The organism is Caballeronia sp. Lep1P3, from assembly GCF_022879595.1.
In the GTDB taxonomy this organism is placed as follows: domain Bacteria; phylum Pseudomonadota; class Gammaproteobacteria; order Burkholderiales; family Burkholderiaceae; genus Caballeronia.
This window is the reverse complement of record NZ_CP084265.1, coordinates 1,629,523-1,653,964: the sequence shown is the minus strand read 5'-3', so window position 1 is coordinate 1,653,964 and position 24,442 is coordinate 1,629,523. Positions and strand designations below refer to the sequence as shown.

Here is a 24,442-nt window from a genome sequence, read left to right as displayed (position 1 = left end):
CCCGTTCGCGAACGGGGCCGCGGCGCTTCAGATGATCGGCGACGACACGCCGTCCATCGGAATGATCGCGCCCGACACGTAGCTTGCACGGCGGCTCGCGAGAAAGAGCGCCACGTCGGCGATTTCCTCCGGTTTTGCATAGCGTCCGAGCGGCACCTTGGCCTGGCTATCGGCTAGCACCTGATCGCGCGTCACGCCTTGCCGCTGGGCCTCCAGCGCGAGCGCTTCCTCGACGCGCTCGGTCAGCGTCGCGCCCGGATTGATCGCGTTGATGCGAATGCCGAGCTTCGCATAATGATGCGCGAGGCCGACGGTATTGAGCATGAGCGCCGCGTTCGCCGCGCCGCCCGCGATGTGGATATCCGACGCGATCTTCCCGCCCATTCCCACAATGTTGACGATTACGCCCGGTTCCGTGTCCGGCTGGCTACGCAGGCGCTCGGCCATGCGCTTGAGCACCACTTGCTGCGGATAGACGTAGGAGAAGTATTTCGCGTCCATCGCCGCTTTGTAGGCTGCGGCATCGAGCGAATCGGGGTCGTAGCGGCGTGCCGCGCCCGCGCTGTTGATCAGAATGTCGATGGGGCCGAGCGCCGCGCTCGCTTCCTCGACGACGTCTTCGGCGCTGTGCGCCTCGTGCAGATCCGCGCGGGCGAGATGAACGTGGTGGCCGTCGGCGGCGAGTTGCTCGCGCGCGCGGGCAAGGTTGGCAGCGTCTCGCGAGACGATCGCGACTTTCGCGCCTTCGCTCGCGAACGCTCTTGCACAGGCGAAGCCGATTCCCTTGCTGCCGCCCGTGATCAGGACGACCTTACCCGCAAGACCCAGATCCATGTCGTGCTCCTATCGGTTCTTTGGTGCCGCTGTTGAGGAAGTATCGGACACGATAGCAGAGCGCGGTCGGTTTCTGGCCCATGCATCGGTGGACGGCCCGATGCAGCCGGCGCGGGTCAGTTGCTGCCGTTGGCGAAACGGGCGATGGGATCGTCATTCGGTGCGGCGCGGGGCGCCGTGAGCGAACCCGTCGACGCGCGCATCACGCGAACGGGCGGTTCGGCGGGTTCGGGCGATACCGCCGTCTGCGCGGCCTGCGCCTGTTGCCGCGCCATGCGCGAGGTGGGTGGAGGCGGCTCGAAGGCATCGGCGGCGGCCTGGATCGGATCGGGAGCCGCTTCGATCGCGGCGGACGCTCTGGCGCCTGCCGCCTGTGCTTGCCGCTGCGCGGCGCTGAGCGAGGATGGCGGCGGCTCGAACGCGTCCGCGCGGTGCGCCGAAGCCAGCGCCGGCTGACGCGGGTAAGCGTCGGCGGAAGCTGACGCAGCCGATTGACGCTGCGCCGCACTCAGCGACGCGGGCGGCGGCTCGAACGCGTCCGCGCCGTGCGCCGAAGCCAGCGCCGGCTGACGCGGGTAAGCGTCGGCGGAAGCTGACGCACCCGATTGACGCTGCGCCGCGCTCAGCGACACGGGCGGCGGCTCGAAGGCGTCTGCGCTATGCGCCGAAGCCAGCGCCGCCGGCTGGCGCGAGTACGCCGCAACGGAAGCACTGGCAGACGATGGACGCAGCGCCGCGCCAGAATCGCCCGAAGCGGACGATGCCTGGCGCGCGTAGGACGAAACATTCGACGAAGCAGCGGGCGCAACCGGCTGCGCAGGCGAGGCCACATAAGTCGGCGCATCGAAGGGCGTCGGCGCGGCCTTCGGAGGCGCGACGCGGCGAATGCCGTCGAAGCGCTTCGCCCAGTAAGGATTCGTCAGATAGTCGAGCCGCACGGTGCCGCCCGTCGACGGCGCGTTGACGAAGCGCAGCTTGCCGACGTAGATGCCCACGTGCGAATGCGGCCGGCCTGTCGTGTTGAAAAAGATGAGATCGCCGGGAGCGACCTGGTCCGGCTCGATGAATTCGCCGCGCCCGCTCATTTCGGCAGTCGTGCGCGGCAGATTGACGGACGCCGCCCGGTCGACGACATAGCGCACGAGTCCGCTGCAATCGAAACCGGCATCCGGCGTGTTGCCGCCCCAGCGGTAGGGCACGCCGACGAGCGCCATCGCCTGAATCGAGATTTCCTCGCGCCCGACGCTGTGATCGACGAACTCGGGAAAGCCCGGCGGCGGCTTGCTGTAGCTGCGAAGCGCGGTGCCCGTCGAACTGGCAGGCTTGCGCGCCGTCTGCTGCGGCGCGGTGCCACACGCGGCGAGCAGTACGGTGAGGGTCAACGGCAGCCAGATTCGACGCATTTCGGGCGGCGAGCGCGCTCGCCGGAGTAGTCAGTCCGCCGATACTAGCCCGCCGCACGCGCGTGCGGCAAGACTTCGTGACATTTCACTTTAAGTTTGTGCCGTAAGTGTTGCAGAGCCGGGACGACCGGACGAAAAAATGGCCCGTCCGGATTTCTCCGGCGGGCCATCGAACAAACGGCGAATTGGCTTACAGAATGTCCGACGCGTAGTCCGCGAGACGCGAGCGCTCGCCGCGCGCGAGCGTCACATGACCGCTGTGCGTCCAGCCCTTGAAGCGGTCCACGACATAAGTCAAGCCGGAACTGCCTTCGGTGAGATAAGGCGTGTCGATCTGCGCGATATTGCCGAGGCACACGATCTTCGTCCCCGGACCCGCGCGCGTCACGAGCGTCTTCATCTGCTTGGGCGTCAGGTTCTGAGCTTCGTCGATGATCACGTATTTGTCGACGAACGTCCGGCCGCGCATGAAGTTCATGCTCTTGACCTTCAAACGCGAGCGGATCAGTTCCTGCGTGGCCGCGCGGCCCCATTCGCCGGCGGCATCGTCGGTCTTTTGCAAGACTTCGAGGTTGTCGTCGAATGCGCCCATCCACGGCTGCATCTTTTCTTCCTCGGTGCCGGGCAGAAAGCCGATGTCCTCGCCGACTGGCACCGTCGCGCGCGTGACGATGATCTCGTTGTAGCGCTTGTCGTCGAGCACTTGCGCGAGGCCGGCGGCGAGCGCCATCAGCGTCTTGCCGGTGCCCGCCTGACCGAGCAGCGTGACGAAATCCACCTCCGGGTTCATCAGCAGGTTCAGCGCGAAGTTCTGCTCGCGATTGCGCGCCGTGATGCCCCACACGTTGTTCTTGTGATGCCCGTAATCACGCAGCGTTTGCAGGAGCGCCGTCTTGCCGTTGAGCTCGCGCACGACCGCATGAAACGACGGCTCGCCGTTCTGCGGTTCGAGATACACGAATTCGTTGACGAGCATGGACGCGCAGAGCGGCCCGGTCACGCGATAGTAGGTCGTGCCGGTCTTGGTGTCCTGCCAGCTTTCCATGCCCTTCGCGTGCTTCGTCCAGAAGTCTTGCGAGAGCGCGCGCACGCCGGAGTAGAGCAGGTCCTTGTCTTCGAGGACCTGATCGTTGAAATAGTCCTCGGCGGGAAGGCCCAACGCATGCGCCTTGATACGCATGTTGATGTCTTTCGACACCAGCACGACCTGACGATCCGGCCGCTCCTTCTGCAGCGCGCGCACGACGCCCAGAATCTGGTTGTCCGCCTTGCCGACCGGCAGACCTTCCACCGGTTCGATGTCGGTGAGCGTCGTCTGGAAGTAGAGGCGGCCGAGCGCGTCGCGGTTTCCCTGCGCCGCGAGCGGAATGCCTTCGGACATCTGGCCCGCGTGCGCGACGAGCGCATCGAGCGTGCGGCTCACCTGACGCGCATTGCGCGCCACTTCCGACATGCCTTTCTTGTGGTTGTCGAGTTCTTCCAACGTCATCATCGGCAGATAGACGTCGTGTTCCTCGAACCGGAAAAGCGAGCTTGGATCGTGCATCAGCACGTTGGTGTCCAGCACGAAGAGCTTGCGCAGTTCGTCCTCGACCTGAGTGCGCTGGCGGCGTCTGGTCTGCGCGCGCGCTTCGTTGGCCGGCGTCGCGCCGCGTGAGGCGGGCGTCGACGCGGGCGTTTCGGTGCGCGCCTCGCGCCTGACCGGGCGCGCTTCTTCGGCGGTTTCTTCCGCCGATTCTTTCACCGCTTCTTTCACCGCTTCTTCCTGCTTCGCGCGCGCATTGGCGACGGGCTGCAGCAGCGCGGCGGTCTGTTTGGTGCGACGGCCGCGCGTGGCGGGCGCAGCGGGCGCGCTCGTTTCCGCCGACGCGTCCTGCGGCGGTTGCGCGAGGACATCGCTCGCGATGGAGCGCAGCGTGTTCGCAGCGTTCGCGGCTGCGGGACGCTCGGCGGCAACGGTTTCGACCGCGCCGTTGGCGTCGTCGTCGCTCGCCGCAGCCTGTTTCTTCGACTGCTTCGACGGCCGGGCTTTGGCCTTGTACTCTTCGGCCGGAAGGAGATGGCCGAGCTTGGCCGGGGCGGTAGGCAAAGGCATGGTGTTCCCTCGAAAGGAATCGGGTCGTGTATCGTGCGCCGCCTGTCGCATCCTGCTCGTCCGCCCGAAAAGCGCTACGTGTCCCGCAGTTTGCGCCCGGTGGCGCGCTTCGTTGTCGAAAACGCCGGTTCGCCTAAGTTTCGATCTGCTCCTTGGAGTTGCGTCGTTCGGTGCGCCGCGCAGTGGTCGGAACAACCCGATCTTCCAGCGCGACGCCAATAAAAAAGCCGCCGTTCCGGCTACCGGAACCAGCGGCTGACTACTCTTTCAGAGCGCCTGCGCCTTGCCCGTTCCACATAGCCCGGGTCCCTGCCGACCGTGCCGATGGGCACGCGGCGGCTCGCGCGAAGGCAAAGGGAATGGGGTGGACAGGCGCTCATTGCGAACCAATATAGCGTGCCTCAAATGGCTTGTACAGCCTCGACGATGGCCTCGACGTGCCCCGGCACCTTGATGCCGCGGAACTCGCGGCGCAGCACGCCGTCGGCGTCCACCAGAAAGGTGGAACGTTCGATGCCGCGCACTTCCTTGCCGTACATCTTCTTCTTCTTGATGACGTCGAAGAGTGAGCAGATGACTTCGTCGGCATCCGAGACGAGCGTGTAGGGCAGTTCCAGCTTCGCCTTGAAGTTGTCGTGCGACTTCACGCTGTCGCGCGAGATGCCGACGACTTCCGCGCCCGCCGCCCTGAATTGCTCGTAGTTGTCGCGAAATCCGAGGCTCTCGGTCGTGCAGCCCGGCGTGTTGTCCTTGGGATAGAAGAAGAGCACGACCTTCTTGCCGCGCAGGCTCGAAAGCGTGAACTCGCCACCCGTCGCGGGCGCGGTGAAATCGGGAACGGGCTGGTCGACTGCGACTGGCACGAAGGTTTCTCCTGTTGTTGGCTTGTCTGAATCGGTGCTGGGCGCGCGTTCGAACGCAGTTTCAGCCCGGCTGCACGATCAATTCACCGGCGCGGCCGGGAATCTCGCCCCACGTCACCGGATACGAAGGCAGCGCCGAACGGTCGAGCGACGCATGATAGTCGCCCATCGTGGCGAAGCTGTGTCCCTGCGCGCGCCAGCCGGCGAGCAATTGCTCGAACACCGGCGCGAGTTTCTGGCCTTCGAGTTCCGCGTGCAGCGTGAAGACCTGATCGCGCGGATTGTTCGCCGTGTGACGCAAGAGATGCGCCGCGACATTGCTCACGTCGATGCCGTCCACGCCGAGGACTTCGTCGAGCGTCGGCAGCGTGGTCGGCATCTGGACGTGACCGAGCGTGCGGCCATCGAGCACCGGAATGTACGGCGCGTGCCCGCGTCCATCGGATGCATAACGCATGCCCCAGGCGTCGATCTGCTCGAAGGCGTAGTCGTTCATCTGCCAGCCCGCCGCGCCGTGCGTGAGCGGCGGCGCGCCGAAGATTTCGATGAAGCGCGCATGGCTTTGCTGCATCTGCGCGACGGTCCACGCGCGGTCGCGCGAGCGGACGTTGTCCTGCCAGTAGACGTGATCCCACGTATGGATGCCGCATTCGAAGCCGGCTTCGTGGATCGCGCGCATGTCGGACACCCCGCGCCGGCCGATGTCCGGCCCCGGCAGCAGCACGCCGTACATCAGCGTCTTCACGCCGTAGTGTTCGACGACGGACGTGCGCGAGACTTTCTTCAGAAAGCCGGGGCGAAACACGCGCCGCAGCGCCCAGCCGGTGTGATCGGGGCCGAGGCTGAACAAAAACGTGGCGCGAGCGCTGTATTTGTCGAGCAGGCGTGCGAGGTTCGGCACGCCTTCACGCGTGCCGCGCAGCGTATCGACGTCGATCTTGAGAACGATGCGGGCCACGCCGGCGCCTTATGCCTGGTCGGCCTGTTCGACGAGCTTGCGCGCTTCACCCACATGCCCGCGATACGCCTCGAAAATCTTGCGCAGCGCGTCGTCCATGGTGGCTTGCGGCGCCCAGGCGAGTTCCTGCATCGTGTTGTCGATCTTCGGCACGCGGTTCTGCACGTCCTGATAACCCGCGCCGTAATACGCGCCCGACGACGTCTCGACGAGTTGAACGTTCTTCGCGCTGTCCGCGTACTCGGGGAATTCCCCCGCGAGCTTGAGCATCATGTTGGCGAGCTCGCGCACGGAGAAGTTGTTCTCCGGATTGCCGATGTTATAGATCTTGCCCGTCGCGACGCCGCCCTTGTTTTCGATGATCTTCATCAGCGCGCCGATGCCGTCGTCGATATCGGTGAACGCGCGCTTCTGCGCGCCGCCATCGACGAGACTGATGTTCTCGCCGCGCACGATATGCCCGAGGAACTGCGTCACCACGCGCGACGAGCCTTCCTTCGGCGTGTAGATGGAGTCGAGGCCCGGCCCGATCCAGTTGAACGGACGGAAGAGCGTGAAGTTGAGGCCTTCCATGCCGTAGCCCCAGATCACGCGGTCCATCAGTTGCTTCGAGCACGCGTAGATCCAGCGCGGCTTGTTGATGGGGCCGTAGGAGAGCGTGGAGTTTTCCGGGTCGAACTGCTCGTCGGTGCACATGCCGTAGACCTCGGAGGTCGACGGAAACACCAGATGCTTGCCGTACTTCACGGCCGAACGCACGATCGGCAGGTTCGCTTCGAAGTCCAGTTCGAACACGCGCAGCGGCTGCTTCACGTAGGTCGCGGGCGTGGCGATGGCGACGAGCGGCAGGATCACGTCGCACTTCTTGACGTGATACTCGACCCACTCCTTGTTGATGGTGATGTCGCCTTCGAAGAAGTGCATCCGCTCGTGATTCGCGAGGTCGCCCAGGCGATCGGTTTGCATGTCCATCCCGAAGACTTCCCAGTCGGTGGTTTCGAGGATGCGCTTGGACAGGTGATGGCCGATGAAGCCGTTGACGCCCAGGATCAGAACTTTTTTCATGAATGACGAGAGGATTGAATGATTCGGCCAAATTCGGCGATGTCGATGGCGTGCTCGTCGCCCACGGGTCGGGACGCGGCATCCAGCAGCCGATGGCGCAGTTCGTGCACGGCGATCACGCGGCCGTCGCCGCAGACGCCAAACAGCGCATTATCCGTCACGGTGAGGCCGGGCGGCAAACTCCGCAATTGCGCGAGCAGGGCGAGCGGCACGCGGGGCGCGCCGGTTTCGGGCACGAGACGCGCACGCGCCACGATGAACCGATGCTCGCCGATATCCGTGAACGCGCCAGGATACGGCGGCGCCACGGCGCGGACGAGGTTATAGACGCGCGCTGCCGGCTGCGTCCAGTCGATGCGGCCGTCTTCCGGCTTGCGCCCGCCGTAATAGCTGCCGGCGGCGAGATCGTTCGGCAGATGCGGCGCCTCGCCGGCGATCAGCGCGGGCAGCACGCGCCAGAGCGTCTGCTCGGCGGCCACGACCGTTTTGTCGAAGACCTGCGCGGCGGTGTCGTCGGGGAGAATCGGCACGGGCGTTTGCGCGAGGATGGCGCCTGCATCGGGCTTCTCCGCCATTTCGTGCAGCGTCGCGCCGGTCTCGGTTTCGCCGTTGATCACCGCCCAGTTGGTCGGCACGCGGCCCCGGTACTTCGGCAAAAGCGACCCGTGCATGTTGTACGCGCCGCGCTTCGCGAGCGCGAGCAGCGCGACGGGCAGCATGTGCCGGTAATAGAACGAGAAGATGAAGTCGGGCGCGGCTTTCGCGACGGCCTCGTGCACATCGGGCGATTTCGGATCGGCGGGCGTGATGACCTCGATGCCATGTTCCGCCGCGACCTGCGCGACGCTGCCGAACCAGATGTTCTCGCTCGCGCTGTCCTCGTGCGTGACGACGAGCGCGACTTCGACGCCGCGCGCGAGCAGCACTTGCAGGCAGCGCACGCCGACGTTGTGATAGGCGAAGACGACGGCGCGCGGCTTCATCGACCGTTGCCCTCGCGGCTGACGACCGCCGCGATGGGCTGCATCGCTTCCTGCATCGGATGGTTCGCGATCGAGAGGCCGTCGCGCTGCTCGAGAATGGTCTGCACGAGATAGCGCGGCCGCGCGCGCACCTGCTGATAAATGCGCCCGATGTACTCGCCGAGCAGTCCGAGCGCGAAGATGATCACGCCGAGCATGAAAAACGTAATGGCGAAGAGCGTGAACACACCCTGGACTTCCGCGCCGAACATGAAGCGGCGAACCAGCAGCAGCAGGAAGAGGGCCGCCGAGCCGACCGACAGAATCACGCCGATGAACGACAGCCATTGCAGCGGCACGACCGAAAACCCGGTGACGAGATCGAAGTTCAGGCGGATGAGGCTATAGAGCGAATACTTCGATTCGCCCGCGAAGCGCTCTTCGTGCGCGACATCGACCTCGATCGGGTTCTGCGCGAACGTGTACGCGAGCGCCGGAATGAACGTGTTGATTTCGCCGCAGCGGTTGATCGTATCGATGATGTGGCGGCTGTAGGCGCGCAGCATGCAGCCCTGGTCCGTCATCTTGATCTTCGTGATGCGCTCGCGCAGCCGGTTCATCGCCCGCGACGCCTTTCGGCGCCACAGGCTGTCCTGGCGCTGCTGGCGAATGGTGCCGACGTAGTCGTAGCCCTCGCGCATCTTCGTGACGAGCTTGCCGATTTCCTCGGGCGGATTTTGCAGATCGGCGTCGAGCGTGACGACGATCTCGCCGCGCGACTGCTCGAAGCCCGCGAGAATCGCCATGTGCTGGCCGTAGTTGCCGTTGAGCAGAATCACGCGCGTGGTGTCGGGGCGCGCGTGGAACTGTTGCGCGAGCAGGGCGGCGGATTTGTCGCGGCTGCCGTCGTTGATGAAGATGACTTCATACGACGCACCCAGCGCATCGAGCGCCGGATACAGGCGCTGGAACAGAGCGGCGAGACCGTCGGCCTCGTTGTACACCGGGATGATGACCGAGACCTCGGGCGAACTCGCCGGAAATTCCGTATGACTCATGTGGCTGTGCGTTTCCTTAACGGTTGTGTCCGTGTTCCTGTGCGAACTGCTCGCAGATCTCGTCGATGGACTTCACGACGTGCGCGACATCGTCCGCGCTCATGCTGGGGAAAAGCGGCAGCGTCACCGTGCTCGCGCCGAACCGTTCCGCGTGCGGGAACATGCCTTCCCCGAATCCGCGCTCGCGGTAAAGCGTGAACAGATGCAGCGCCGGATAGTGCACGCCGCTGCCGATGCCGCGTTCCTTCAGTTCGGCCATGAATTCGGCGCGCGTGAGCGCGAGTTTCTCGAGCGGCAGCGCGATCTGGAACATGTGCCAGTTGCTGTCGGTGAAATTTTTCATCGGCAAGCCGACGCCGAGCCGCACCGCCGCGCCGCCTTCGAACGCGTCGAAGTAGAGGCGCGCCAGTTCGCGGCGGCGCTCCGTGATCGACTCGATCTTGCGCAGCGAGCCCAAACCCACGCGCGCGGCGACATCGGTCAGGTTGTACTTGCCGCCCAGCACGTCGCAGTCCATGCCGTCGAAACCCGTGCGCGTGATGCCTTGCAGCCGGTACTTGCGCGCGAGTTCGGCTTCCTCTTCGTTGTTCATGACGAGCGCGCCGCCTTCGATCGACGTCACGTTCTTGTTCGCGTGAAAGCTGATCGACACGAGATCGCCGAACGAACCGATGCGTTTGCCGCGCCAGCTCGCTCCGACAGCCTGCGCCGCATCCTCGATCACGCGCAGCTTATGCGCGCGCGCGATGTCGTACAGGCGGTCCATGTCCACCGGCAGGCCCGCGAGATACACCGGGATCACGGCTTTCGTGCGCGGCGTGATGGCCTGTTCCAGCAAGTTCAGGTCCATGTTGCGCGTGGCCGGATCGATATCGACGAACACCGGCGTCGCGCCCACTTCGAGAATCACGTTCGCGGTGGAAACCCAGGTCATCGGCGTGGTGATGACTTCGTCGCCGGGACCGACGCCCGCGATGCGCAGCGCGATTTCCATCGTGCAGGTGCCGGAATTGAACGCGCGCACCGGCCGGCCGCCGAAGTAGGCCGACAACTCCGCTTCGAACTGCTGGTTCTGCGGTCCCGTGGTGATCCAGCCGGAGCGCAGCACGTCGACGACGCCCTGAATGGTTTCCTCGTCGATCTCAGGCTTGACGAAAGGCAGGAACGGCCGCGAGGTCTGAGTCATGGAGTCTTTGCTTAACAAGTGGAATGAAACGGGATCAGCCGCGCGCGAGCACGGCCACGCCGACGAGAATGATGCCGATGCCGACCAGCCGCTGCACGGACAGCACTTCGCCGAACAAATACCATGCCGCGAACGCGTTGACGACGTAGCCGAGCGAGAGCATCGGATAGGCGATCGACACGTCGACGCGCGACAGCCCGACGATCCACACGACGACGCTCACGACGTAGCACGCGAGCCCGCCGATGATCGGCCACTGCGTCGCGATTCTGAAACCGACCGGCAGAATGTTCGCCGTCGTGAGATCGAAATGGCCGACGGCGTTCACGCCCGCTTTGAGCAGCAACTGGGCGCACGCGTTCAACAATACGCCGATGACGATGCAAGTGAGGGAAATCGGGTTCATCGATTGGGAAATAAGGATACTCGGTTCGTCGCCGGATGCCGAACGGCCGTGCGCGCGAAGCGCAGCGCGCGGCGCCCGGCGCCCCGCGCCCGGCGCATGGTCAAGGCTGCGGCTTCTCGACGATCACGCGGCGCGCGTCGCGCGCGATCACCTGCATCGGAACATGGCGCGCGAGCATCTCGTCATAGCGCGACGGCGGCAGCAGCGCAAGCGCGTAGCGGTCCGCGTCCCAGCGCTTGATCCAGTCGTCGATGGTCGGCAACCATTTTTGCGGTTCCGCGTGCACGCCGAAATTCAGCTCGTCGGCTTCCTGAACCATCGTCATGGTGCGTCCGAGGTAGAAAGGCATCGTGTGGTCGAGCTTCGCGACCGAGTAGAACGGCGTGTCGGGCGGGAGTTTCGCCATCGCCGCCTTCACGGCGGGCACGAGCTTCACGCCGGAGCTGTCGGTGCCGAACACGTCGTGGCCGGTGCCCGCGATCGTTCCGAGGAGCAGCCACGCGGCGCCCAGACCGGCCGCGCCCGCGAGCACGCTGCGCCGGTTCAGCCACAACGCGAGAATCGTGACGACGAACGCCACCGCGATGCCCGCATACACCCAGACCTGAAACGCGCGGTAAAGCGCGTTCGGCGTGTTCGCGCTGCCCGCGCGTCCGAGGAAGACCGCGCCGAACGCCGCGGCGATCAGGAACACCGCATAGCCGATCAGGTGCTTGCGGTACTGATTACGCGTGAGCGAGGGCAGGTAGAGGCCGAGCACGAGCGCGATGGCGGGCGCAATCGGCAGCACGTAGGAGATGAGCTTCGAGTGCGACGCGCTGAAAAACAGAAAGATGAACGCCGACCAGACGAGCAGCATCGTGACCGGCGCGAAACCGTTCGGCTGGCGCGGCGTCTTGATGCCGTGGCGCACGCTCTGAAACGCGATCGACAGCCACGGCAGAAAGCCGACGACCAGCACCGGCACGAAGTAATAGAAGGCTCCCGGCCGGTTCTGCTCGGGCGTCAGATAGCGCTTGAATTGCTGAACGACGAAGAAAAAGTCGAAGAACTCGGGGTTTTTCATCTGCACGAGCACGAACCACGGCGCCGTGACGACCAGGAACACGATCAGCCCGCTGCCGATATAAAGCCGCTTCCACAGCGCCCAGTCGCGCGAAACGAGCGAATAGATGACGAGCACCGCGCCCGGCAGAATCAGTCCGACGAGGCCCTTCGACAGGACGGCGGCGCCCATCGCGGCCCAGCAGACCCACATCCACAGGCGCACTCGACGGGCGGGGACGCCCGGGCGCTGCGCGAGCAAAAGCGCGCAGAGCGTCACTTCCATCCAGAAGGACAAGCCCATGTCGAGCGTGTTGAAGTGCCCCATCAGGTTCCAGTACGGGCACGTCGCGAGGATCACGGCGGCGGCGAAGCCGGTCATCGCGTTGAACACGCGCTTGCCCGTATAGCCGACGAGAAGCACGCCCGCGAAGCCTGTGAGCGCGGTATAGAGCCGCGCCTGCCATTCGCCGATGCCGAACCACGCGAACGTGAGCGCATTGGCCCACGTCTGCAGCGGCGGCTTTTCGAAATACTTGTAGCCGTTGTAGCGCGGCGTGATCCAGTCGCCGGTGACGAACATTTCGCGCGCCATCTCGGCGTAGCGTCCTTCGTCGCTCGGCACGAGATGGCGCAGGCCGAGCGGCGCGAACCAGACGATCGCGAGCGCGAGGATCAGAAGAATGAGCGAAAGACGTGTGAGCGGTAGCCGCGAAGGCGTATCGTTCATGAAGTCGACCTGTCCGATGCCGCTGTATGCGGCGCTATTGAAACGAAATGGGCGGAACGCGCGCGACGCGCGCATTCGGGATGCGGCTCGCGCGCCGTGCCGCATGCTCAGGCACGAAATTGCGCCGCAAGTTCTCGCGGCGCGACGCGGCGCGCATCCGGTGGAGAAAGCGCCGCGCGCACCAAAACCGCGTCGCCGGCAGTGTGCGCGGCGCATGCCGGGCGGGAGTGTATCGCAAGGACCCGCGAGAATCGTCACTTTGGCGCATGGCGTGCGCGCTCGGCGCCGTCGAAGCCCGCGCGAGTCTGCCGCATCGCGCCTTATCGGACGCTTATCCGCGAGCCGATTCCGGCGCTACCGTTTTGTTCACGCTTCGATCAAAAGTGCCGCGGCGACGCGCCGGCCTTCGGACATCAGAATGTTGTACGTGCGGCAGGCGGCGCCGAAGTCCATCGTTTCCACGCCGATGCGGTGCTTCGCGAGATTCGCGAGCAGCCGGGGATGCGGAAAGCGCAGCTTCGACCCGCTGCCGAAGATCACGACCTCGGGCGCGGCTTGCGCGAGCGCATCGAAGTGTTCGGGGGTGAGGGCGTCGAACGACGAAACCGGCCAGCTTTCGACGGGCGCATCCGGCATGACGATGACACTGCCTTCGTGCCGCTCCAGATTGATCGCCACGAAGCCGTCTCCGTAGCTCGTAATGGTGTTGAGCGCGCCGCTGGATTCCTGATGAAGTTTCAAAACGATGATCCGGCAAGAAAAGAGGGCGAAAGAAAAGCGAAAGCCCAGCGCGGCGAGGATGCGACCGAAGCGCCTGCGAAAGCAGCTTAGCCGCCGCCCTTTGGTGCATTGCGGAACTGGGCCATAATCAGTAAATTATAGCTTTCCGGCCGCCGGGTTCGCTCGGGGCCGGATGCGCCCACTGCGTCCTTGCGTCATTTGTTCCTTTGCGCTCGCGTGCCGCCACAAGCCGCCGCCGACACGCAATCCAAGCCGGCAGTGTCGGCGCCTTCGTCTGGCCCGGCGCCACCCGCCGCGCCCGCATGCGCGTCCATCCAGAACGCGCGCCGGTTTGCGCACCACCAGAAGCACTCCGTTTTGCCTGTTCGGCGCCTTTTCGTCGATACTTTCGAGCGGTGCACCGCGGCTTCGAAGCGGCGCGCGCCTGTGCCTCGGGCGCAAGTCGCCGTCGCGCATGCCGCGTGCATCGACGAAAGCGCAAAAAGCGAACCCGACCGACCGTCCATCAAAGAGCCGCCCGCCGTGAAACCGATTCTCAAATCCAACAAGCTCCAGAACGTCTGCTACGACATTCGCGGTCCCGTGCTCGAACACGCGAAGCGCCTCGAAGAGGAAGGGCATCGCATCATCAAGCTCAATATCGGCAACCTCGCGCCGTTCGGCTTCGAGGCGCCCGACGAGATCATTCAGGACATGATCCGCAATCTGCCCGGCTCCTCGGGCTATTCGGATTCGAAAGGCGTGTTCGCGGCGCGCAAGGCGATCATGCATTACACGCAGGAAAAGGGCGTGACGGGCGTCGAACTGGACGACATCTTCATCGGCAACGGCGCGTCCGAACTGATCGTGATGGCGATGCAGGCGCTTCTGAACGACGGCGACGAAGTGCTGCTGCCCGCGCCGGATTACCCGCTTTGGACGGCTGCGGTCAGCCTGTCGGCGGGCACGCCGCGCCATTACATGTGCGACGAGAGCAACGCGTGGATGCCCGATCTGGACGATATCCGCGCGAAGATCACGCCCAACACGAAGGCGCTCGTCGTCATCAATCCGAATAACCCGACCGGCGCGCTGTATTCGGACGAACTGCTGGTGCAGCTCATCGGCATCGCGCGCGAGCACGGTCTCATCATTTTCGCGGACGAGGTGTACGACAAGATCGTCTACGACGGCAAGACGCACACGTCGATGGCCGCGCTCTCGGAAGACGTCATCACGGTCACGTTCAACAGCCTGTCGAAGAGCTACCGCTCGTGCGGCTACCGCGCGGGCTGGATGGCCATTTCGGGCCTCATCGAAGAGAACCGCCGCCGCGCCAAGGATTATCTGGAAGGCCTCGGCATTCTCGCGTCGATGCGCCTGTGCCCGAACGTGCCCGGCCAGTACGCGATCCAGACCGCGCTCGGCGGCTATCAGAGCATCAACGATCTCATCGTGCCGGGCGGGCGGCTCTTCAAGCAGCGCGATCTCGCCTACGACATGCTGACGGCCATTCCCGGCGTCAGTTGCGTGAAGCCGCAGGCCGCGCTCTACATGTTCCCGAAGCTCGATCCGAAGATGTATCCGATCGCCGACGACCAGCAGTTCATCACCGACCTGCTGCTGGAGGAGCGCGTGCTGCTCGTTCAAGGCACGGGCTTCAACTGGCCGACGGCGGACCACTTCCGCGTGGTTTTCCTGCCGAACGTCGACGATCTGGCCGATTCGATCAACCGCATCGCGCGCTTTCTCGACGGCTATCGCAAACGCCACTCCGCTTAATCTCTCATTAAAGACTCGCGCTGTATGGAACCGATCAAAGTAGGACTCTTGGGCTTCGGCACGGTCGGCAGCGGCACCTTCACGGTGCTGCGCCGCAATCAGGAAGAAATCAAACGACGCGCGGGCCGCGGCATCGAGATCGCGCGCATCGCGGTGCGCACGCCGGCGAAAGCGCAAGCCGCCGAAGGCGTCGCGATCACCGACGACTTCCTCGCCGTCGTCGACGATCCTTCCATCGACATCGTGTGCGAAATGATCGGCGGCACGGGCTTCGCACGCGAACTCGTGCTGCGCGCGATCGCGAACGGCAAGCATGTCGTGACGGCGAACAAGGCGCTGCTCGCCGTGCACGGCACGGAGATTTTCGAAGCGGCGCGCGCAAAGGGCGTGATGGTGGCGTTCGAAGCGGCGGTGGCGGGCGGCATTCCGATCATCAAGGCGCTGCGCGAAGGGCTGACGGCGAATCGCATCGAAGCGATTGCGGGCATCATCAACGGCACGACGAACTACATTCTGTCGGAGATGCGCGATCGCGGCATCGACTTCGCGACCGCGCTCAAGGGCGCGCAGGATCTCGGTTACGCGGAAGCCGATCCGACCTTCGACATCGAAGGCGTCGACGCCGCGCACAAGGTCACGATCATGAGCGCGATCGCGTTCGGCGTGCCGGTGCAGTTCGATCGCGCGTATGTGGAAGGCATCAGCAAGCTCGCGGCCATCGACATTCGCTACGCGGGCGAGCTCGGCTATCGCATCAAGCTGCTCGGCATCGCGCGGCGCACGGAAAAGGGCATCGAATTGCGCACGCATCCGACGCTCGTGCCGGAAAAGCGGCTCCTCGCCAACGTCGAGGGCGCGATGAACGCCGTCGTCGTGATCGGCGATGCCGTCGGCACGACGCTCTACTACGGCAAGGGCGCGGGCGCGGAGCCGACGGCGTCGGCGGTCGTCGCCGATCTCGTCGACGTGACGCGCCTGCATACGGCCGACCCGGAGCATCGCGTGCCGCATCTGGCGTTCCAGCCGGAGAGCCTGTCGAACACGCCGATCCTTCCGATCGAGGAAGTGACGAGCGGCTACTACCTGCGCCTGCGCGTAGCGGACGTGACGGGCGTGCTCGCGAACATCACGCGCATTCTCGCGGACAAGGGCATTTCCATCGACGCGCTGCTGCAGAAGGAATCCGAGCAGGTCGACGGCGGCGGCAAGGGCGAGACCGACATCATTCTCATCACGCACGAGACCGTCGAGAAGAACGCGAATGCCGCTATCGCGGAGATCGAGGCGCTGTCGACGGTCGTGTCGAAGGTGACGAAACTGCGCATGGCAGCGCTCAATTAATCGGGTACGCGAATCATGAACTACATCTCGACGCGCGGCGCGGGCTCCAACGAGCGCCACACGTTCTCGGACATTCTGCTCGGCGGGCTCGCGAAGGACGGCGGCCTGTATCTGCCGGCGCAGTATCCGCGCGTATCCGCCGACGAACTCGCGCGCTGGCGCACGCTGTCCTATGCGGACCTCGCCTTCGAAGTGCTGTCGAAGTTCAGCGACGACATTCCCGCCGACGATCTGCGCTCGCTCACGCGCAAGACGTACACGGCGCAGGTGTACAGCAACGTGCGCCACGAGGAAAGCGCGGTGCAGATCACGCCGCTCAAGACGCTCGGCGTCGAGAACGGCACGCCGCTTTCGCTGCTGGAACTGTCGAACGGTCCGACGCTCGCCTTCAAGGACATGGCGATGCAACTGCTCGGCAATCTCTTCGAGTACGCGCTCGCGAAGCACGGACAAACGCTGAACATTCTCGGCGCGACATCGGGCGATACGGGCAGCGCCGCCGAATACGCGATGCGCGGCAAGACCGGCGTGCGCGTCTTCATGCTTTCGCCGCACCGGAAGATGAGCGCGTTCCAGACCGCGCAGATGTTCTCGCTGCAGGACCTGAACATCTTCAATCTCGCCGTGGAAGGCAATTTCGATCACTGCCAGGACATCGTGAAGGCCGTATCGAACGATCACGCGTTCAAGGCCGCGCACAAGATCGGCACGGTGAATTCGATCAACTGGGCGCGCGTGGTGGCGCAGGTCGTCTATTACTTCAAGGGCTATTTCGCCGCGACGCAGAGCAACGACGAGCGCGTGTCGTTCACGGTGCCATCGGGCAACTTCGGCAACGTCTGCGCGGGACATATCGCGCGCATGATGGGCCTGCCGATCGAGCAGCTCGTCGTCGCGACGAACGAAAACGACGTGCTCGACGAATTCTTCAAGACCGGCGTGTACCGCGTGCGCGGCGCGGCGGAGACGTATCACACGACGAGTCCCAGCATGGACATCTCGAAGGCGTCGAACTTCGAGCGCTTCGTCTACGACCTGCTCGGGCGCGATCCAGCGCGCGTCGTGCAGCTTTTCCGCGACGTCGAGGAGAAGGGCGGCTTCGATCTCGCGGCGAGCGGCGACTTCGTGCGCGTGAAGGAATTCGGCTTCGTGTCGGGCAAGAGCGGTCACGACGACCGCGTGAACACCATCCGCGACGTGTTCGAGCGCTACGGCACGATGATCGACACGCATACGGCGGACGGCGTGAAGGTCGCGCGCGAAAACCTGAAGCCGGGCGTGCCGATGATCGTTCTCGAAACCGCGCAGCCGATCAAATTCGGCGAGACGATCCGCGAGGCGCTCGATCGCGAGCCGGAACGGCCCGCCGCGTTTGTGGGACTTGAAAAACTGCCACAAAGGTTCGATATCGTTCCTGCCGATGCGGCCGTCGTGAAGGCGTACATCGCCGAGCGCACCTGAGCGGCAACGCCGGGTGTGCGACGCGCGGGGCGCGGCCTGACAAGGGCCGCGCCCCGCGCCGCTTTGGGCGCGCCCCTTCGCAGCGGGCGCAGCGGACATTTTTGCCGCGCGCCGCGCGCGCATCGGGCGGGGACATGTTCCGGACGGCGAATCCGCCGTCAAAAGCTGCTAAAATTCTAGGTTTTTCGCCGTACACACATCAAAAGGACGCGCCGTGCTGTCTACCGCCAATATCACCATGCAATTCGGGCCCAAGCCCCTCTTCGAGAACATCTCGGTCAAGTTCGGCGAAGGAAACCGCTATGGACTGATCGGCGCGAACGGCTGCGGCAAGTCGACGTTCATGAAGATTCTCGGCGGCGACCTGGAGCCGAGTTCGGGCAATGTCATGCTCGAGCCGAACGTGCGCCTGGGCAAGCTGCGTCAGGATCAGTTCGCGTATGAAGACATGCGCGTGCTCGACGTCGTCATGATGGGCCACACCGAAATGTGGGCCGCGATGACCGAGCGCGACGCGATCTACGCGAACCCCGACGCGACCGACGACGACTACATGCGCGCCGCGGAACTCGAAGCGAAGTTCGCGGAATACGACGGCTACACCGCCGAAGCGCGCGCGGGCGAGCTGCTGCTGGGCATCGGCATCAATATCGCCGATCACAACGGGCCGATGAGCAACGTCGCGCCCGGCTGGAAGCTGCGCGTGCTGCTCGCGCAGGCGCTGTTCTCGAAGCCGGACGTGTTGCTGCTCGACGAGCCGACCAACAACCTCGACATCAACTCGATCCGTTGGCTGGAAGACGTGCTGAACCAGTACAACTCGACGATGATCATCATCTCGCATGATCGGCACTTCCTGAACCAGGTCTGCACGCACATGGCGGACATGGATTACGGCACGCTGAAGGTGTATCCGGGCAACTACGACGACTACATGCTCGCCAGCACGCAGGCGCGCGAGCGCCAGCAGGCCGCCAACGCGAAGGCGAAGGAGCGCGTGGCCGATCTGCAGGACTTCGTGCGCCGCTTCTCGGCGAACAAGTCGAAGGCGCGTCAGGCAACCAGCCGCCTCAAGATGATCGACAAGATCAAGATCGAGGAATTCAAGCCGTCGTCGCGTCAGAACCCGTTCATTCGCTTCGAGTACGAGAAGAAGCTGCATAACATCGCGGTGGTGGCCGAGGGCATCACCAAGAAATACGACCGCACGATCTTCCAGAACTTCAGCCTGAGCGTGCAGCCGGGCGAACGCATCGCGATCATCGGCGAGAACGGCGCGGGCAAGACCACGCTGCTGAAGGCGCTCAAGGGCGCGCTGCAACTGGACGGCGGTTCGGTCAAGTGGGCGGAGAACGCGAACGTCGGTTATATGCCGCAGGACACTTACGAAGAGTTTCCGAAGGACGAAACGCTGACCGAGTGGGTCGATCAATATCGTCAGGAAGGCGACGACGACCAGATGGTGCGCGGCACGCTCGGGCGTCTGCTTTTCAACGCGGACGACATCAGGAAGAACGTCAAGGTGCTGTCCGGCGGCGAGAAGGGCCGCATGATCTGGGGCAAGCTGATGCTCGGCCGTCACAACGTCCTGCTGATGGACGAGCCGACCAATCACATGGACATGGAGTCCATCGAGTCGCTGCAGATCGCGCTGGAGAAGTTCGAAGGCACGCTGATTTTCGTATCGCACGACCGCGAGTTCGTGAGCGGGCTGGCGGACCGGATCATCGAAGTGAAAACCGATGGCTCGCTGCGCGACTTCGGCGGAAATTACGAGGATTTTCTGTCGAGTCAGGGAATTCAGTAATCCGGCGCGCCGTCGCCGTCATGAGGAAGCCGCACGGGTGTGCGGCTTTTTTTCGTTTGGCGAGCTTTTCGCCTATAGCCTGTCGTTGCGAAAGCGCATGGCCGTGCCTTCGCGCGTGATGCGTTCCCAGATCGCGCGCTTTTCGTCGTCGGTCAGGAAGACCCAGTTCGAGACTTCGCCCGCCGTGCGGCCGCAGCCTTTGCAGACTTCGTCGAAAAGCGTGGAACAGACGCCGATGCAAGGGCTGTCGGGAAGGTCGTGCAGATTCGAAGACATAGCGTTCACTTGAAACGCGCCGGCGCGCGCGGACGGGCAATCGTGGAAAGGTTCAGCGGGCAATACTGTAGCCGATTCGCGCAATCCAGTGATGCCGCTGGTTGTAGTCGAGAATGTCCTCGCCGTAGCCGTTGAAGTAGCCGACCCACAGATAGCCGCCCCACGCGCTGCCGATCAGCTTCGCAAGCGGATAGGTGAGTTGCGTATCGACGCTGCCGTACCAGTGCTTCGTGCCCTTGCGCAGTGTCGTGGCAAGCTGCCAGGCGTCGGGGCTGCCGTACTTCACGAGGAAGTCGACGTAGCCGCGATAGTCCGCGATGTCCTCGTTCCCGCTTTTCGAAAGGTAGTAATAGAACTTCGGCGAGAGCGTCAGGTGATTGCCGCCGAGGTCGCCGAAATCCCACGTCGGCCGCACGAACGCGATGTTGATCGCGCGCGACTCAGCGCCGCTCCTGCCGTTCGATTCATGCCCGATGCCCGCGGCCACGCCCATGCGCGTGAAAAGCGGGCTCTTCCAGCCGGTGTCCTGCACGTAATAGAAAAGCTGCGGCTGGTAGCTCGTATCGCGAAACGGCGCGGAGGGCGCGGAAAGATTCCAGATCGACGTTTGCGTGTAGGCGAAATACAGGTTGTCGAGAAAGCCGCGCGAGCGCGGATCGTCGGGCAGATGCAGCCGGTACTTGAAGCTGAACTGGAACTTCGCGAGGTTGTCGCCGTTCCTGCCGTCGGCGAAATAGATCGGCTCGAACGTCGAGAAGCGCCCGGAAAGCATGGTGTCGATGGTCGTCGTCGGCACGGCGGCCGTGTCCGCGGCGGCCGTCGCGCTTGCGAGTTGCGTCGGCGTGGCCGCCTGCGTCTCTCGGGCTTCGGCTGCGGCGATCTGCGTCTGGTTCTCGCCGCGGTTGAGCGTGACGAGCATCGGCGAAGCGTCGAAGCCGACCGGATCGATCTTCACCGTTCCGCGCGCCGACGCGGGCCACGGCGCCGCATAGCGCACACGGCGGTACTGGCCCGGCGCGAGCTGCAGGCGATCGGGCGTTGCCGGATCGCGTTGCAGCGTCAGCGGGGCGGGCGGGAGATCGCCGTTCGTGAGGTTCACGGTCAACTGCTTCGGCACGTCGACGGTGAGCGGCGCGGTGTCGTCGTCGGTGTAGAGGAGCGTCAGGTCGAGCGGTTGCGCGGCGGCCGCCTCGCGCGCCGGTTGCAGCACGGCGACAGTCGCGTGCGCTGCGGCGCTCGAGAAGAGTGCAAGCATCAGCGCCGCGCGCAGGCGCCGGGTGCGCGTGTGGATGCGAACGAGCGAGAACAAGAGCGATCGCGGGCCTTGAGCCATGTAATCGGCGTCCTTTTGGTAGAGACGGGAGCACCGCCGCGCGCGTGGGGGCGATGCGAACAAAGGTTCGATCCTAACCCGCTGCGGCCCGACCCGCCCGATCCGCCCAGCGTCGCCCGCCCTCAATGACCCGTTGCCGCCTGCGACAGAAGCGCGACGTTCAGCGCGACGATGACGCCCGCGCATCCCCACGCGAGTCCGAGCGGCAGGCGCGCGATGCGCCAGCGGCCCATCAGCCGGGCATCGGCGGCGAAGCGCACGAGCGGAATCACCGCGAGCGGCAGTTGCAGGCTCAGGACGACCTGCGTCGCGACGAGCAGCGCATTCGAGCCATGCTGCCCGAAACTCGCGACGGCCACGAGCGCCGGACCGATTGCAAGACCCCGCGTGAGCAGCGCCCGCGCCCAGCGCGCCACCTTCAGTTGCAAAAAGCCCTCCATCACGGCCTGGCCGGCGAGCGTGCCGGTGACCGTCGCGTTCAGCCCGCACGCGAGCAGGGCCGTCGCGAATGCGATGCCCGCCCAGTGGCTGCCGACGAGCGGCGCGATGAGCCGGTGCGCGTCGGCGAGATCGTTGATTTCGGCGTGACCGGCCGCATGGAACACGGCCGCCGCGACCACCAGCAGCGACGCATTGACGACGAACGCAAGCCCGAGCGACGCGAACGTATCGATATTGACGCCCTTGAGCGCCTCGCCGATGGCGTCGTCGTCGCGCGAGGGCGCGTGATCGCGCACGAGCGACGAGTGCAGATAAAGGTTGTGCGGCATCACGGTCGCGCCAAGCACGCCGGCCGCGAGCCACAGCATGCCGACGTCGCGCAGCAGCGCGCGCGGCGGAGCGAAGCCGGCGAGCGCGTCGCCCCAGTCCGGATGCGCGAGCGCGAGTTGCACGACGAAGCAGAAACTCACGAACAGGATCAGCGCCGTCACGGCGCGCTGCAACGGCCGCTTGCCGCGGCTTTGCAGCGCGAGCATCGCGAAGGTGCCGACCGCCGACATCAGCACGCCCGCCGTCAGCGAGACGCCGAAGAGCATCTGCAACGCCACCGCGCTGCCGACGACTTCCGCCACGTCGCACGCGATGATCGCGACTTCGCACGCGAGCCACAGCACGAGCGTCGTGCGGCGGCTGTAGCGCTCGCGGCACAGTTGCGCGAGATCGCGTCCGGTGACGACGCCCACGCGTGAGGCAACCCATTGCAGCAGCATCCCCATCAGGCTCGCGAGCAGCACGACGAAGAGCAACTGATAGCCATAGCGCGCGCCGCTCGAAAGCGCCGTCGCCCAGTTGCCGGGGTCCATGTAGCCGACCGCGACGAGCGCGCCCGCTCCAGCGAACGAGTACCAGCGGCGGCCGCCCGGCGGGCGGGGAAGGCGCCCGTGAGGCCTGGAGCGGGACGGTTCGCCGGACTTCGAGGCGGAAAGTTCGGCAAGCGCCGAGGGGTTGGTGTTCATGCGGACGTTGGCCTCGAAGATCGGTGCAACGGCGCGCCCGGGCGGGTCCCGAGGCCGCCACTGGCAGCGTGCGTGAAAATCCCAGGCGGGATGCGATAGCGGCGACGCGCTTGTCGCGACGCACCCCGAAAGGGTTAGCAACGACCGTTCCGCTGCCTGTCCGCGGCCTGCGCGCGCCGGCATTTCTGCACGCACGGCCGCTTTGGAAGACGAGATCGCCGTGCGGGGCGCGGACGGCGTCTCACTTCGACGAATGGTCTTGTCGACGTGCCGCCGGGGCCGATTAGGGGCTAAAATGCGCGCACTTTCGGGGGCGCGGCATAGCGCGCGGGCGTCTGCCAAACGCTTGCCCCGTGTGCTTTGCGCGACAGGCGGCGCATTATTTTTTGTCGCACTTCGGTTTAGTGGTAGTTTTCGGGTTTTTGAAGGGAGTCGCGGGCCCTTTGCACATCATCGGCAACATCGGAACCGCGCGGCGCAACGCCGTCGAGAAGTCGGAACAAGGGAGAATGGAGATGAACAAGAAACTGGCGAAGCTCGCGGGCGCGCTCGCATGCGCGACGACGCTGATCCCGCTTGCGGCATCCGCGAAGGATACGCAACTCAACGTGTACAACTGGTCGGACTACATCGCCAAGGACACGATTCCCAACTTCACCAAGCAGACCGGCATCAAGGTGAAGTACGACAACTACGACAGCGACGACACGCTGCAAGCGAAGCTGCTGACGGGCAATTCGGGCTACGACATCGTCGTGCCGACGAGCAATTACGCCGGCAAGCAGATCGCCGCGAACATCTTCGCGCCGCTCGACAAATCGAAGCTCCCCAATCTCAAGTATCTCGATCCGGCGCTGATGCAGCTCGTCGCGGGCGCGGACCCCGGCAACAAATATGTCGTGCCCTGGGCGTATGGCACGACCGGTCTCGGCTACAACGTCGACAAGGCGAAGCAGATTCTCGGCGCGAACGCGGACCTGAGCAACTGGGACATTCTCTTCAAGCCGGAGAACATCTCGAAGCTGAAGGCCTGCGGCGTTTCCGTGCTCGACGCGCCGGACCAGATGTTCGCCGCCGCGCTGCACTATATCGGCAAGGATCCGATGAGCACGAACCCGGCGGATTATCGCGAGGCGCTCGCGATGCTCAAGAAGATTCGCCCGTACATCACGCAGTTCAACTCGTCGGGCTACATCAACGACATGGTCGGCGGCGACATCTGCTTTACCTACGGGTGGTCGGGCGACGTGGTCATCGCGAAGCACCGCGCCGTCGAAGCGAAGAAGCCGTTCAAGATCGAGTACTACATTCCGAAGGGCGGCGCGCCCGTCTGGTTCGACGTGATGGCGATTCCGAAGGACGCGAAGGACAAGGACGCGGCGCACGAGTGGATCAACTACATCGAGACGCCGCAAGTGCACGCCGCGATCACGAACGCGGTCTACTACCCGAGCGCGAACCTTGAAGCGCGCAAGTACGTGGACAAGGACGTGGCGAACGATCCCGCCGTGTATCCGCCGCAGGACGTCATCAAGACGCTGTTCCTGCTGAAGCCCTTGCCGCCCGAGATCCAGCGCCTGCAGACGCGGCTGTGGACCGAGTTCAAGTCCGGCCGCTAAGTGGCGAAGCCGGTTATTCATTGAAATGACGAAGCCCTCGGA

Annotated in this window: 20 protein-coding genes; 5 read left to right on the top strand and 15 right to left on the bottom strand. The window is 64.7% G+C overall.

Annotation, left to right across the window (positions count from 1 at the left end; translation table 11 throughout):
* Window positions 1–27: 27 nt before the first annotated feature.
* The 12 genes from LDZ27_RS07735 to LDZ27_RS07680 form a co-directional block, all read right to left on the bottom strand.
* On the bottom strand, window positions 28–834 hold the full coding sequence (locus LDZ27_RS07735; protein WP_244813547.1) for an SDR family oxidoreductase: 807 nt from the start codon (window positions 832–834) through the stop codon (window positions 28–30).
* A gap of 116 nt (window positions 835–950) precedes the next feature.
* On the bottom strand, window positions 951–2,237 hold the full coding sequence (locus LDZ27_RS07730; RefSeq protein WP_244813546.1) for an NlpC/P60 family protein: 1,287 nt from the start codon (window positions 2,235–2,237) through the stop codon (window positions 951–953).
* A gap of 190 nt (window positions 2,238–2,427) precedes the next feature.
* Window positions 2,428–4,332, bottom strand: a complete 1,905-nt coding sequence (locus tag LDZ27_RS07725) for a PhoH family protein (protein ID WP_244813545.1) — start codon at window positions 4,330–4,332, stop codon at window positions 2,428–2,430.
* Window positions 4,333–4,733: 401 nt separating this feature from the next.
* Window positions 4,734–5,195: a peroxiredoxin gene (locus LDZ27_RS07720; protein ID WP_244813544.1), complete on the bottom strand. Its 462-nt coding sequence runs from the start codon at window positions 5,193–5,195 to the stop codon at window positions 4,734–4,736.
* Window positions 5,196–5,256: 61 nt separating this feature from the next.
* Window positions 5,257–6,153: a polysaccharide deacetylase family protein gene (locus tag LDZ27_RS07715; RefSeq protein WP_244813543.1), complete on the bottom strand. Its 897-nt coding sequence runs from the start codon at window positions 6,151–6,153 to the stop codon at window positions 5,257–5,259.
* 9 nt (window positions 6,154–6,162) lie between these two features.
* On the bottom strand, window positions 6,163–7,218 hold the full coding sequence (locus LDZ27_RS07710) for a bifunctional UDP-4-keto-pentose/UDP-xylose synthase (RefSeq protein ID WP_244813542.1): 1,056 nt from the start codon (window positions 7,216–7,218) through the stop codon (window positions 6,163–6,165).
* Window positions 7,215–8,201 carry a formyltransferase gene (locus LDZ27_RS07705; RefSeq protein WP_244813541.1) on the bottom strand — a complete coding sequence of 329 codons (987 nt, stop codon included), beginning with the start codon at window positions 8,199–8,201 and terminating at the stop codon, window positions 7,215–7,217. Before LDZ27_RS07705 ends, LDZ27_RS07710 begins: the two co-directional genes overlap by 4 nt.
* A complete protein-coding gene (locus tag LDZ27_RS07700; protein ID WP_244813540.1) occupies window positions 8,198–9,238 on the bottom strand; it encodes a glycosyltransferase in 1,041 nt (346 codons plus the stop codon). Before LDZ27_RS07700 ends, LDZ27_RS07705 begins: the two co-directional genes overlap by 4 nt.
* 16 nt (window positions 9,239–9,254) lie before the next feature.
* A complete protein-coding gene (locus LDZ27_RS07695; protein WP_244813539.1) occupies window positions 9,255–10,424 on the bottom strand; it encodes a DegT/DnrJ/EryC1/StrS aminotransferase family protein in 1,170 nt (389 codons plus the stop codon).
* Between the two features lie 34 nt (window positions 10,425–10,458).
* A complete protein-coding gene (locus tag LDZ27_RS07690) occupies window positions 10,459–10,830 on the bottom strand; it encodes an SMR family transporter (protein WP_244813538.1) in 372 nt (123 codons plus the stop codon).
* A 100-nt stretch (window positions 10,831–10,930) separates the two neighbouring features.
* Window positions 10,931–12,604 (bottom strand): glycosyltransferase family 39 protein, encoded by a 1,674-nt coding sequence (locus tag LDZ27_RS07685; RefSeq protein ID WP_244813537.1) that lies wholly within the window; start codon window positions 12,602–12,604, stop codon window positions 10,931–10,933.
* A gap of 366 nt (window positions 12,605–12,970) precedes the next feature.
* On the bottom strand, window positions 12,971–13,345 hold the full coding sequence (locus tag LDZ27_RS07680; protein ID WP_244813536.1) for an Mth938-like domain-containing protein: 375 nt from the start codon (window positions 13,343–13,345) through the stop codon (window positions 12,971–12,973).
* Between the two features lie 522 nt (window positions 13,346–13,867).
* Here LDZ27_RS07680 and LDZ27_RS07675 point away from each other — a divergent pair.
* The 4 genes from LDZ27_RS07675 (at window position 13,868) to LDZ27_RS07660 (ending at window position 19,715) form a co-directional block, all read left to right on the top strand.
* Window positions 13,868–15,106 carry a pyridoxal phosphate-dependent aminotransferase gene (locus tag LDZ27_RS07675; RefSeq protein ID WP_244813535.1) on the top strand — a complete coding sequence of 413 codons (1,239 nt, stop codon included), beginning with the start codon at window positions 13,868–13,870 and terminating at the stop codon, window positions 15,104–15,106.
* Window positions 15,107–15,130: 24 nt separating this feature from the next.
* Entirely contained in the window at window positions 15,131–16,447 is a 1,317-nt protein-coding gene (locus tag LDZ27_RS07670) for a homoserine dehydrogenase (protein WP_244813534.1), read from the top strand.
* 15 nt (window positions 16,448–16,462) lie between these two features.
* The gene (thrC, locus tag LDZ27_RS07665) at window positions 16,463–17,908 is read left to right on the top strand and encodes a threonine synthase (protein ID WP_244813533.1); all 1,446 of its coding nucleotides are present in this window, start codon (window positions 16,463–16,465) and stop codon (window positions 17,906–17,908) included.
* A gap of 214 nt (window positions 17,909–18,122) precedes the next feature.
* Window positions 18,123–19,715 carry an ABC-F family ATPase gene (locus tag LDZ27_RS07660; RefSeq protein ID WP_244813532.1) on the top strand — a complete coding sequence of 531 codons (1,593 nt, stop codon included), beginning with the start codon at window positions 18,123–18,125 and terminating at the stop codon, window positions 19,713–19,715.
* Between the two features lie 72 nt (window positions 19,716–19,787).
* Here LDZ27_RS07660 and LDZ27_RS07655 read toward each other — a convergent pair whose 3' ends face one another.
* The 3 genes from LDZ27_RS07655 to LDZ27_RS07645 form a co-directional block, all read right to left on the bottom strand.
* Window positions 19,788–19,991 carry a DUF1289 domain-containing protein gene (locus LDZ27_RS07655; protein WP_244813531.1) on the bottom strand — a complete coding sequence of 68 codons (204 nt, stop codon included), beginning with the start codon at window positions 19,989–19,991 and terminating at the stop codon, window positions 19,788–19,790.
* Window positions 19,992–20,043: 52 nt separating this feature from the next.
* Window positions 20,044–21,246: a phospholipase A gene (locus LDZ27_RS07650; RefSeq protein ID WP_244816078.1), complete on the bottom strand. Its 1,203-nt coding sequence runs from the start codon at window positions 21,244–21,246 to the stop codon at window positions 20,044–20,046.
* Between the two features lie 200 nt (window positions 21,247–21,446).
* Window positions 21,447–22,781, bottom strand: a complete 1,335-nt coding sequence (locus LDZ27_RS07645) for an Nramp family divalent metal transporter (RefSeq protein ID WP_244813530.1) — start codon at window positions 22,779–22,781, stop codon at window positions 21,447–21,449.
* Window positions 22,782–23,296: 515 nt separating this feature from the next.
* Here LDZ27_RS07645 and LDZ27_RS07640 point away from each other — a divergent pair.
* Entirely contained in the window at window positions 23,297–24,400 is a 1,104-nt protein-coding gene (locus tag LDZ27_RS07640; protein ID WP_244813529.1) for a polyamine ABC transporter substrate-binding protein, read from the top strand.
* The last annotated feature ends 42 nt before the right edge of the window (window positions 24,401–24,442 follow it).

Bases quoted from the DNA above. Each gene is read 5' to 3' on its own strand.
- LDZ27_RS07650 (WP_244816078.1), bottom strand. From the start codon at position 21,246: ATGCTTGCACTCTTCTCGAGCGCCGCAGCGCACGCGACTGTCGCCGTG.
- LDZ27_RS07735 (WP_244813547.1), bottom strand. From the start codon at position 834: ATGGATCTGGGTCTTGCGGGTAAGGTCGTCCTGATCACGGGCGGCAGC.
- LDZ27_RS07690 (WP_244813538.1), bottom strand. From the start codon at position 10,830: ATGAACCCGATTTCCCTCACTTGCATCGTCATCGGCGTATTGTTGAAC.
- LDZ27_RS07640 (WP_244813529.1), top strand. From the start codon at position 23,297: ATGAACAAGAAACTGGCGAAGCTCGCGGGCGCGCTCGCATGCGCGACG.
- LDZ27_RS07710 (WP_244813542.1), bottom strand. From the start codon at position 7,218: ATGAAAAAAGTTCTGATCCTGGGCGTCAACGGCTTCATCGGCCATCAC.
- LDZ27_RS07670 (WP_244813534.1), top strand. From the start codon at position 15,131: ATGGAACCGATCAAAGTAGGACTCTTGGGCTTCGGCACGGTCGGCAGC.
- LDZ27_RS07655 (WP_244813531.1), bottom strand. From the start codon at position 19,991: ATGTCTTCGAATCTGCACGACCTTCCCGACAGCCCTTGCATCGGCGTC.
- LDZ27_RS07695 (WP_244813539.1), bottom strand. From the start codon at position 10,424: ATGACTCAGACCTCGCGGCCGTTCCTGCCTTTCGTCAAGCCTGAGATC.
- thrC (WP_244813533.1), top strand. From the start codon at position 16,463: ATGAACTACATCTCGACGCGCGGCGCGGGCTCCAACGAGCGCCACACG.
- LDZ27_RS07700 (WP_244813540.1), bottom strand. From the start codon at position 9,238: ATGAGTCATACGGAATTTCCGGCGAGTTCGCCCGAGGTCTCGGTCATC.
- LDZ27_RS07705 (WP_244813541.1), bottom strand. From the start codon at position 8,201: ATGAAGCCGCGCGCCGTCGTCTTCGCCTATCACAACGTCGGCGTGCGC.
- LDZ27_RS07725 (WP_244813545.1), bottom strand. From the start codon at position 4,332: ATGCCTTTGCCTACCGCCCCGGCCAAGCTCGGCCATCTCCTTCCGGCC.
- LDZ27_RS07685 (WP_244813537.1), bottom strand. From the start codon at position 12,604: ATGAACGATACGCCTTCGCGGCTACCGCTCACACGTCTTTCGCTCATT.
- LDZ27_RS07730 (WP_244813546.1), bottom strand. From the start codon at position 2,237: ATGCGTCGAATCTGGCTGCCGTTGACCCTCACCGTACTGCTCGCCGCG.
- LDZ27_RS07645 (WP_244813530.1), bottom strand. From the start codon at position 22,781: ATGAACACCAACCCCTCGGCGCTTGCCGAACTTTCCGCCTCGAAGTCC.